Below are 11,212 nucleotides of genomic sequence, written 5' to 3' on the forward strand. Positions count from 1 at the left end.
CCGGGAAGAGGTAGGTACATTCGCTGGATCCGGTCGGCAGGAATGCAGCCTTCCCGGCTAAAGCCGGTCCCACGTGCAAGTGCGTACAGAACCCAGCCGCCGCGCTGCCTGCCGAGACCTTCCCGCTTTTGGGGGCCGTTCAGGCGTATCAAAGCGACTCCAGCGTCTCCAGCAACACCCGCACCTTGGTAAACGATTCCTGATATTCAGCCTCGCACTGCGAGTCGGCCACGATCCCGCCGCCGCCCCAGCAGGAAATCGTGCCGTCCTTTACCAGCAGGCTGCGGATGGCGATGGAACTGTCCATTTCTCCGCGCACGTCCAGATACATCAACGACCCGCAGTACAAGGCACGCCGCGTGGGCTCCAGTTCGTCGATGATCTGCATGGCACGGATCTTCGGCGCGCCGGTGATCGATCCACCCGGAAAACTCCCTGCGATCAGGTCCAGCGCGTCGTGCTCGTCCGCCAGTTCGCCGGTCACGCTGCTCACCAGATGGTGCACGTTGGGATAGCTTTCCAGGCTGAACAGCTCGGGGACTTTCACCGAGCCAATCCGGCAACTGCGCCCCAGGTCGTTGCGCAGCAGGTCGACGATCATCAGGTTTTCCGCGCGGTCCTTGGTGCTCGCCAGCAGCTCGTCGGCATACGCCTTGTCTTGGGCCGCGTCACCGCTGCGCGGGCGCGTGCCTTTGATGGGCCGGGTTTCCACCTGTCGCTTGCTGACCCTGACGAAGCGCTCCGGGGACAGGCTCAGGATCGCGTGGCCATCGGGCAATGAGATATAGCCGGAAAAAGGGGTAGGGCAGGCGGCCCGTAACGCGCAATAGGCCGCCCAGGGATCGCCTTCACATTCGGCCTGAAACCGCTGCGCGAAGTTCACCTGATAACAATCGCCGGCCTGGATGTAGGCCTGGATACGCGCGAACGCCGCGCGGTAGTCGTCGGCGCTCAGGTCGGCCCTGAACGGGGTTTTCAGCCTGAAGTCAGCTGAGTCCGTGTCGGCCGGTTGCCTGAACAACCCCAGCAAACGCTGCTGCTCGCTCTGCGCCAGGGAGGGGTGGCACATCAGTTGGGTCGTTCGCGCCTGGTGGTCAGTGATGACCGCCCAGGCGTACAGCCCAAAACGGGCGTCGGGCAATTGCAGGTCATCAACGGCTTGATCGGGTTGCGGCTCCAGGCGACGTCCGAAGTCATAACCCAGGTAACCCAGCAATCCGCCCGCGAAGGGTAATTCAATGCCCGCAGGCAGTTGCGCGCGGCCGAGTCGTGCAAGGCTGGCGCGCAGACGCTGAAAAAATGCCTCACCCGTTTCCTCGGACTCACTCACCACGTGCTCCAGCGGCCAGGCGCTCAACACATCGAATCGGCCTCGCTCGGCACTCGGGCGGCCGCTGTCCAGCAGGATCGCGCCAGGGGCGTGGCGGATTCTGGCGAAGTCGCTCGCTGAGTTTGCTGAGTAAGGCAATGGGTGGAGCGAGCAGGTCGGCATTCGCGCAGGTCAGTCACAGTGTGAGGTCGGCGATTGTAGTCCTGCGGGCCGCAGCCTCCTAGGGCGTTTTTGCCGGGAATCGTGGAAATCGCAACGGTTCCGGCAGGCCAGGTCTCAAGCCATGAATCAACTTCGAAATAATAAAAAACAATTTTAGTTGCTAAGGTTTTAACTAAGGTTTAGCAATTGTTTACTCATGTTTCTGCTTACATGTTGACTGGTATTTATTCTGGATCGCGATATAAAAACTTCTTATTCTTTCGAATTGATTGGTCTGGCGCCGTAATCACGATTTGTCGGTGTCAGTCAGATACTACAATTTCCTAGGAATCTTCCTACATAACTCTAGGTTTTATATTGCTAGTCTTCGGCACCTTTCGTACAGGTCGTACGAATCTGCCTTAAAGAATATTTTAATCATCGGGAATCAGAATGAATCTTTCTCACAGGTACTTGTTAACTCCGTTGGCGAAGGCGTTGAGGTTGTTGACCTTTGCACCCCTCATGCTGGTTTGTCATCAAGCTCAAGCGGCGTTTGAGCAAACTGTCATCGGTGAAACAAGAAATATCGATGGATCAACAGTGCCCGACAACTGGGCGGTATCGGAAGGCGGTACGTTGAACGCGACGGGGGCCCGCACCGGCTATATAGATGTGAGCAGAAGTAACCTGAATCTAACGAACACTACGGTTAGTGGTGTCAACGGCTCGGGTGTTGGAATATCCCTGCTGTTCAGTGATTCCACGATTGTTGGCAGCAGTATCACGGGGGGAGAGACCGGAATGCGCATAGCCGGCGGAACAGTCGTGATAACAGGAAGTCAAGTCAACGGCAGTGATTTCGGTATTGATCTCCGCACGGGTACAAGTGCGGGCTCTAACGCCGACCTGACACTGGTGGGGAGCCAAGTCAACGGAACCGGCCCGGCAGGCGTCGGCCTTCACATGTTCGGCGGTATTGTAAGGGCGACCGAGGGTTCGGTTATCCAGGGTACACAAAATGGCATTACTGTCCGTCAAGGTCTTTTTGGTGAAACGCCGACGATTGAGCTCGACAACAGTCGGGTAGAGGGGCAGACCGGATCTGCAATTGTGGTGAATGCTCCGATTGGGGAAAACAACTTCACCCAGATTAACGTGAGTAACGGTTCGACCCTGGTGGGAGGCAACGGCACTTTGCTTGAGGTCAACGGTGCCAATGGAAAAATGAATGTGAGTAACAGCGCACTCACGGGCAACATTCAGGTGCGTGACAGCGGCGCGATGGACCTTGGTTTCAATCAAAGTCAGTTAACGGGTGATATCAGCGCCGAGGCTGGTAGCACGGTCAACGTGGCGCTGAATAACCAATCGGTCTTTACCGGTCGCCTGGACAACGTCAACAGCCTGGCCGTAAACAGCGCCGCGCAGTGGGTGATGGTTGAGGATTCCTCGGTCGCCAATCTGAGTATGGATGGCGGCGCGATCAAGCTGGGTGCGCCGGACGCTTTTTATACCCTGTCGGTGGAGAACCTGTCGGGCAGCGGCACCTTTGTCATGGATGCCGATTTCGCCCAGGGCAAGGTTGATTTTCTCGATGTCACCGGGACGGCGACAGGCAATCATTCGTTGCTGGTGGGCGCGACCGGCGCAGACCCGGTTGCCGATTCAAGCCTGCACGTTGTGCACACCGCCGCCGGCGACGCGCAGTTCTCCTTACTGAACGGGCCGGTGGATATGGGCACCTACAGCTACGAGCTCAGTCAGCAAAATGGCAATGACTGGTACCTGGTCAATACCGGCAAAGTCAGCGCAGGCACCAGTGCGGTGCTGGCGCTGTTCAATACCGCGCCGACTGTCTGGTATGGCGAGCTGTCGACCTTGCGCAGCCGCATGGGTGAATTGCGCATCAACGGTGCACAACCGGGCGGCTGGATCCGTACCTACGGCAACAGGTTTGATGCCAAGGCCGCGTCCGGTGTCGGTTATCAACAGACTCAACAGGGCATCTCCTTCGGTGCCGACGCACCTCTGCCGATGGGCGACGGCCAGTGGTTGGTAGGTTTGCTGGGCGGCTACAGCAAGTCGGACCTTGATCTGGACCGCGGCACTTCCGGCAACGTGAACAGTTACTACCTGGGCGCTTACACAACCTGGCTGGATCGGGACAGCGGCTACTACTTCGACGGTGTGTTGAAGTTCAACCGGTTCCGTAATGAAGCCGACGTCAGCTTGAGTGACGGTACTGAATCCAAGGGCGACTACGACAACAGTGGTGTCGGTGCTTCGCTGGAATTCGGCAAGCACATCAAGCTGGATAACGATTACTTCCTGGAACCTTACACACAGGTATCCGCGGTGGTGATCCAGGGCAAGGATTACGACCTGGATAACGGCATGCAGGCCGAAGGCGACCGCACCCGTTCACTGCTGGGGAAACTGGGCACAACGGCGGGGCGCAATTTTGATCTGGGTGAAGGCAAGGTGGTGCAGCCCTATGTGCGGGCCGCCTACGTACATGAATTCGCCAAGAATAACGATGTGGAGGTCAATAACAACGTTTTCAATAACGACTTGTCCGGGTCGCGCGGCGAGCTAGGCGCGGGCATCGCGATGTCCATGTCCGATCGGCTGCAACTGCATGCCGACTTTGAATACAGCAATGGCGACAAGATTGAACAACCCTGGGGCGCCAATGTGGGATTGCGTTATAGCTGGTGATAAGCAGTCATTAAGGTTAAGGGAGGCGAAAGCCTGTCTTTTTTGGCTATATGAAAACGTTGCGTAAGTAATATGGCAAGTTGCTACCTGTCAGGTATGACAGTATACGCAGATTATGATAAACGCTAAATTATTCAGGAGTCGCGGTATGTTCGGTTGTGGCTCTTTGGGTGGTTTCTGATTGCCGGACTTTTTTATGGAACCAGCCGATCAACTATCATGGAGTTTCAGGAATGAATAACGTCGAAAAAATCAAGGAAGGTGTTGAGCGCCGTCGTGAATATCTTCGCTCAAAGGCAGATGTGGTTCGTGCGAGGGGTGGATTGCAGGATTCCAAGCTCAAGCCGGTTGAGCTGGAGGTTCTTCCTGGCTTGCCGTTAGGGCTGTTGCACGTATCCAAGCTGGAGGCGGATCTGGATGTAAAAATCCCTTTTTGGGATTTCCTCATTCCGGCAAATTTTTACGCTGATGTCACTATGAGGATAAAAAACACCAACGGGGACATTGTCTATTCCGATAAAAAACGCAATCCCGGGCCTCTTGGTCCTGGTGATTTTCCGTTGCCGCAGAATATTCCACAAGCCAGTGTTCCCCACGAGGGTACTTACACCATTGACTACTCGGTCGAAAGCAGTACGGGAAACACCAATGAGTCTGAGCCTTTTACAATAACCATTGACAGGACCGCGCCCTATTACAACTCTGACCCATCGCTCGCTTTCCCTGCCGCGCTGGAAGTACCGGCAACAGTCATTACCGACGCAACGTTCGGGGGAGGTGAAACCGAGTTTATCTGCGTGTTGCCTGATTACCCCGGACGAACAGACGAGGACATGATTATCGTATTCTGGGGCCCCGGCCTACCTGATGATATAACGGCCCCGAACCCTGCTTTCGGTCCCGTTGCTGTTCCTGCGGGCCTGGAGATCCCTATACCCAAAACCATCATTGAAACCCGACCCAATGGTCCGACCTTCGCGGTGTACTGGTTGACCGACAAGGCCGGCAATGTCAGCAGTGTTTCCAAACCTGCAGAGGTGGATGTGCAGTTGGGTGCCTTGCCTGCCGACCTGAAAGACCCTGAAGTTCCATTGGGACCGTTGGTTGATCTGGCTGACGCCCATCTGGGTGTCGAGGTAAAAATACCGGCATACACCAACCCGAAAGGTTCCACGATTCAAGCCTGGTGGGGAGCAACCGCTCTAGGTCCGAGGGATCCGGGATCAAATCCAGTCGACGTGTTTATCGCTGTCCCCTGGTCCGTTCTGAAATCGGAATATGCAGGCGGCCCTGGCGAACAGCCTGTTCAGGCGAGTTATCAGGTCAAGCGCGGTTCGCTGAGTTTTCCTGACACACCGCTGTTTGTAGACGTCAATGTTGATTTTTCCATAATTGGTCCGCCAAATCCGGATGAGCCTGATCCCGTTAATCCGAACCTGCCACTGGTACACCTCGTCGGCGCCGATGGCCAACAGGACAAACTCACTCCTGCAGATAACGGCAAGGATATTACGGCGACGGTGGAGCTTTATAGTCCCGTCGCGGCGGGTGAAGTTCTGCAGTTGTATTGGGGCGTACAGGAAGCCCCCGTCGACGATTACACAATCGTCGCCGAATCGGCTGGCGAAACGATCAGTTTCACCATTCCCTGGACCGCCATTGAAGCCCAAGGCAATAACCCTGCCTTGCCGATGTACTACACCATCAACAGCGCCACCGGGAATAACCCTCAACAGTCCAAGGATACTCCCGTTGAGGTGGCTGTTATCGTCGCGGGCTTTGATCCGGTCAGCTTCCCTGATCTTTTCGAGGATGATGTCGGCAATAAGTTTCTGTCTTGCGCGTCTTTATATTCTGAAGACTATGACAATCCAGCGGCAAAATTCGGCTTCAGGGTGCAGGTGCCCGGTGATACAGATCTCAAGGTCGGCGATACCCTGGTGGCTGTGTGGCAGGGATATGAATTTGGCGGTACGACGGAGATTCCCGCAACGCGATTTACCTATAATCACGGCGCTCTGACCGCGGACGAAGTGGCGAATGGGCTTACATTCCTGGTCGAGCCCTACCTCGATCATATTTTGCCTATCAAGCAAGGCTATGCAGACGTGACCTATACCGTTACACCGGCGGGTGGAGGAACTCCCATACCGGCGGATCCGTTACCGGCAAAACAGTACGTCGATTTAGTGCGTCCAGGCGGTGACACTTGTGTAGTTCCGCCTCCAAAACCTTGAGGTGATTACAGCCCGGATAACCAGGCTGTTTTCTCGGTCCCTGAGAAGCAGCCTGAGCAGGATTCGGCCTTTTGGCGTCGATGATAAAAAGGATTTTGATATGGACAGCGAAATAAACCAGGATGATCCGCTCCTGGATCCCGATGTACCTGAAACTCTCGACGATATCCCCGGCGGCGACGTTAATCTGCTGCCGAAGTCGGCGCTGCAATCCGACCTGAAAGTGATCTTTCCTCTATGGGAAGGAAGCAGTCCGTTGCCCGGCTTTACTGACACCGTGGTGTTGATGTGGGACAACCGTGAGGTTGCCCGCAAAGCGTTACCCACACCGATTGATGTAAAGGATTTGTTTGCCCATGTTCCTATGGCGGAACTGACAGAGGGTTCGCACAGGGTGTTTTATAAGGTCATGTTTTCCAGCGGCAATGAAAATACTTCGAATCCACCGATTACCGTCACCATCGATAAAACCGCCCCCGTGCTGGCCGGTACCAAAGACCCGCTGATCTTTCCGTCCGATCTGGTCGGTAACAAGGTCACGGCTCGTTACCTCGAAGATCACGGCAATAAACTGCCTGCCACCGTTCCCACTTACGACCAGCCCAAGCCCGGTGACACACTTTTTTTGTACTGGGAAACGTCGCCGGTGGGTTCTCTGCTGGCGAGCGAGAAAACCCTGACCCAGGCAGATATGAGCCTGGACGTCGAATTCGATGGCGACATGATCGTAAACAGAGGCGATGGTTCGCGCTATGCAACGTACGAGGTGCAGGATCGCGCCGGAAATCTCAGCGTGTTGTCCCGTGCGGCGGAACTCGTTGTTGACGCCCAACCCATTCCGCTCACGCTGCCCTCGGTCGAACGATCGGTGCCGTCAGGTGGTGGAGCGGGAACCCTTGATCCGTTATTGGTCACCGCAGGCGCGGTGGTGATAGTGCCTGAGGAGATCGAGCCGCAGCCCACTGACAGTGTGACCGTTTACTGGAAGGGCGTGGTTCCCAGCGCCAGCTACCAGACCACGACACCCATCGTCGCGGGCGAGTTGAAATACGCGATACCCGCCAGCGCAATACCCGGCAATATCGGCAAGGATAAAGTGGTCGAGGTGTATTACACCGTCACCAGGGCTGGGGGGCAGGTCGAGACCTCCGATCCCTACAGGCTCACTGTGCTGGTCATCCCTGACGATAGATTTCCCAGGCTGGAATGCAAACAGGCTACGGGTACCAACCCGGCGACGCTGCGGTTGTCCGCTGTTCCCGGCGGGGCCGATTTCAGCATCTCGCCCTGGGTGTTTATCAAGGCCGGGCAAAAAATGCACATGTGGGCCGAAGGGGTAAACAAGAACACCGGGGGCGATTTGTATTTCGATGTGTTTGTTGATCGGTCAGTGACGGCTGCAGAGGAAACGGTCGGGGTCAGCGCATTGTTACCCCGGTCATTTCTGGATCAACTCAAACTGAATGAGATGTTCTGGGTGGATCTCGAGGTCAGTTTTGATGAAGGGGCAAGTTATCTTGCGTTTCGGCAGCAGAATGTTTTGTTGGTGGTGTGAGCTAGAGAGCCCTGCCAATCTCAGGGCTCTTCCGCCAACTCATCCGGCTCATTCTCAGAAAAAAGACTCCGCGCCGGGTACTTTCGGTTTTTCTCCGATTAAAGACTTCTGCTGAGCACGGATTGTTCTGGTGCTTTTCAATATATCGCGCACTATGGTTGTATTGTCGGACGCAACGCCCGTTATGCCGGTGAGATCCATATTGCCTGAGAAAAATGCTGCTATTTCGCCCTGTGGATCTGTGGGCTGGCCGGAGGAAGCAATCGAAGCCTTTTTAAGTGTTACTCCACGTTTAATTTCCTGGAGGAACGGGTTGACAGGCCGCTGTGGTACGACTTGCGAAATAGATGCAGCGCTTTGTTTAAGTTGATCTGTTTGCGTTGATTGTGTAGCGAACGTTTTCCCAAGATCGGCTGCGGCATCTGTCTGACTTGACGTTGAGATCCCCCCGGCTTTTTGAACCTGCGAGGACGTGGGCGTGAGTTTAGCCCTCGGAATATAACCTTTACGGTAGTCATCAAGGGCGACTGGAGTCATCAAATCATCATCTCCTGCCACCGTATTTGCCCCCTTGCCCAGCCACTTGGACGTTCCTGTCGCCAACGTCGCCGCCCCAGCCAGAAACGAAACAATCCCCAGCGCCGTACTCACCCCACCCAATACCTTCTTGGCCTGAAGGTCCGGCGTGTAAGCGCCGATACTACCGGTCACCACCGCTGCAACCCCAGCCGTCTGGGCCGTTGCAAACAGCGCGAACTGCGCACTCAATGCCGGTGCCACCAATCCTCCGGTGGCAGCCGTGCCGATAATGCCCAGTACCAGCCCGGCAATGTTCAACCCAAGAAACAGACCCCGCGACATATGCCCGGTCGGATCCACCATCCCGATCGGATCGCCCAGGCAATACACATAGGGATTGAGTCCACCTGCCCCGAACGGGCTGAGGCTGTCCGGACTGTGAAAGCGCATCAACGTCGGGTTGTAGGCGCGATAGCCGCGTCCCAACAGGTACCAGCCGCTGATTTCATCTCGTACCTCGCCGTTGAAACCCAGCTGGCTGCGAAGGGTGCTGTCCGGGCTGCGTTCGCCATAGGCGCTGTACACGGCCGTGCGCAGATCGGCTTGCTGGCTTTCGCCGAGGATGCTCTGCTTGGCGTCGCTCATGAATAGCGTGGTCTGCCCGTCTTCGCCGACGGTCTGTTGTCCCAAAGGTTGCGCGCCGTCATACAGGAAGCTGACGGTTTCGCTGCCCTGGACAAGTGTGGCTAGCCGGTCGCCTTGATAGAACCGCAACGTTTCGGTCTGCTCTGCCTGTTGTACCGCGACCAGATGGTTATGGGCGTCATAACGGTATTGTCCGGCCAGCGTGTTATCGACCGTTGTGACGCTGAGCAAACGGCTTTGGCTATCGTAGATCAACTGCTGAGCGTTTTCGTCACGCATCAGATTACCTTCTGCGTCGTAGTCCAGGCTGATGCTGGCGGGGTAATCCTCGTGGGTGTGATTAATCGTCACCAGCTGCGCAGGATCATCCGGCGCAAACTCGAACGTGGCCTGATCGGAACTGCCGTCGGCAAAGGTGCTGAGAACCTGGGTGATGTTGTCCAGCGCATCAAAATCGAAACGTTGTTCGCTGATCGGGTTGCCATAGCTATCCTGCGGCAGGCGTTCACCGGTGCAGGTATGCACTTTCAGCCGACCACGCGGGTCGTATTCAAAGCGTTCCTCAAGCAGCGACCGGTCTTCGATCTGGAGGTGTCGGGTCAGCAGCTTGCCGTCCGCGCGCCAGCTCTGAGTAATGCGGTGAGTGTCGTGACCCGTAAGCGCGAGCACTCGTTCGGTCTCCCGGCCTTGATCATCGTAGGTCAGGGTTGTCTGCAGTGTGTGGCCATTGCTCAGGTCTGTGGTGATGGTCTGGTGCAACTCCCCGAGGCTGGAATATTCGAAGTCGGCCTGCAACTGACCCTGTCGCACGGACTTGACCCGTCCTTGTGGGTCGTATTCATAAGCGGTATTCAAGCCACTGGCATCCAGCCGGCTGAGCTGTCGGCCGCCAGGCGAGGTGATGAAACGCGTTTCCCAGGTCTTGTCGTTTTCAATCCGGCGTTCGCTTTTGAGTTGACCGTTCACGTCATAGTCGAACTCGCTACGACTGTGGCTGTTTTGAGAGCTCGTCATCAGTGCGGTGTCGAAGTCGTAGGTGAAGTCCGCCTGTTCGTCGTCGGCGATGGTGCGCACGGGCTGGTCGGTCAGGCCCAGACGGTACTCGTAATGGATAGAACGGTTGCCGGGGGTGATGCATTGATCGATCTGCAGCTGCCCGCCCTGATAGGTGTACTGCGTGGTTCGCGGGCCGACCCTGATTCGGGTTTGGCGGTCCAGCCCGTCAAAGCTTTGCTCTCCAAGCAGGGTCGCAACGGGTGCATCCGCGGCCTTGACCCGGATGCTGGTGGGCAGGGCGTCGCCACTGTGCTCCGCGTAGGCTTTCTCAACCTCGGTAAGGTCGGGCAGGGTGGTTTTTATGAGCCGCCCCCACGCATCGTAGATGAACAGCGTGCTGCGCCGCATCGCGTCAACTTCCTGAGTACAACGACCGAGCCCGTCGTAGGTGTAATCCCTCTGGCTGAGGGCATTGCCTGCCGCGTCCAGTGTTTTGTTCCACTCAGGCTTGCCGAAGCGATTGGTTTTGGTTTCGCTCATGCCGGTAATGAGCGGTGTCGCCTCCGCGCTTTGCAGCCAACTGCGCACGGTTTTGCGGATGGGGTTGTTTTCAACGACCTGCGTCACGCCATCCGGCCCGGTTACACTGCGCTGCTCGCCCCAGTCATCGTATTGGTAGGTGCTGGTCAGCGGCAGTTCCTGCAGGGTTCCGGCCATCGGCAGCCAGTCGGACGCCGTGTCCTCAATCAGCAGGCCACGGCTGTCGTACCGGGCGCGGTAGGTGTGTCGGTATGCCTCGGGCTGGTTTTCGTCGGCACCCTGGCGCTGTTCCTCGATCACCCGATTGGCGCCGTCCATCAGCGTGCGGGTCTTGATGCCCTTGACGTTGGTGACGGTCTGTTCGGCCTGCTGGTCGTCGCGGGCGCTGAGCACGTAGGCGTAATGGCGAGTGGCGCTGAACTGCGGATCGTTGGGGGCCACGGTTTCTTCGGTGACCCGGCCTAGCGCGTCGTAGCGGTAGGCGATTTCCACGTCGTTGTCGTCGCGGTTGAGCAGCGGCTGGCCGTT

At 56.7% G+C, this 11,212-nt stretch carries 5 protein-coding genes; 3 read left to right on the top strand and 2 right to left on the bottom strand.

The window, feature by feature from the left end; translation table 11 throughout:
- Positions 1-148: 148 nt before the first annotated feature.
- The gene (gene pabB / locus ACP7B0_RS17960) at positions 149-1,492 is read right to left on the bottom strand and encodes an aminodeoxychorismate synthase component I (RefSeq protein WP_426142842.1); all 1,344 of its coding nucleotides are present in this window, start codon (positions 1,490-1,492) and stop codon (positions 149-151) included.
- Between the two features lie 432 nt (positions 1,493-1,924).
- Here pabB and ACP7B0_RS17965 point away from each other — a divergent pair, with 432 nt between their 5' ends.
- The 3 genes from ACP7B0_RS17965 (at position 1,925) to ACP7B0_RS17975 (ending at position 7,984) form a co-directional block, all read left to right on the top strand.
- Positions 1,925-4,192, top strand: coding sequence for an autotransporter outer membrane beta-barrel domain-containing protein (locus ACP7B0_RS17965; RefSeq protein ID WP_426142843.1), 2,268 nt, complete (start codon positions 1,925-1,927; stop codon positions 4,190-4,192).
- Positions 4,193-4,425: 233 nt separating this feature from the next.
- Positions 4,426-6,429 carry a hypothetical protein gene (locus ACP7B0_RS17970; protein ID WP_426142844.1) on the top strand — a complete coding sequence of 668 codons (2,004 nt, stop codon included), beginning with the start codon at positions 4,426-4,428 and terminating at the stop codon, positions 6,427-6,429.
- 100 nt (positions 6,430-6,529) lie between these two features.
- Complete coding sequence (locus tag ACP7B0_RS17975) at positions 6,530-7,984, top strand: hypothetical protein (RefSeq protein ID WP_426142845.1); 1,455 nt, start codon at positions 6,530-6,532, stop codon at positions 7,982-7,984.
- Between the two features lie 54 nt (positions 7,985-8,038).
- On the opposite strand, the gene ACP7B0_RS17980 is transcribed toward ACP7B0_RS17975, so the two are convergent.
- Positions 8,039-11,212, bottom strand: a 3,174-nt coding sequence (locus tag ACP7B0_RS17980) for an RHS repeat-associated core domain-containing protein (RefSeq protein ID WP_426142846.1), incomplete at its 5' end; no start/stop codon positions are given.

It is taken from the genome of Pseudomonas sp. DWP3-1-2 (assembly GCF_049896285.1).
GTDB lineage: Bacteria > Pseudomonadota > Gammaproteobacteria > Pseudomonadales > Pseudomonadaceae > Aquipseudomonas.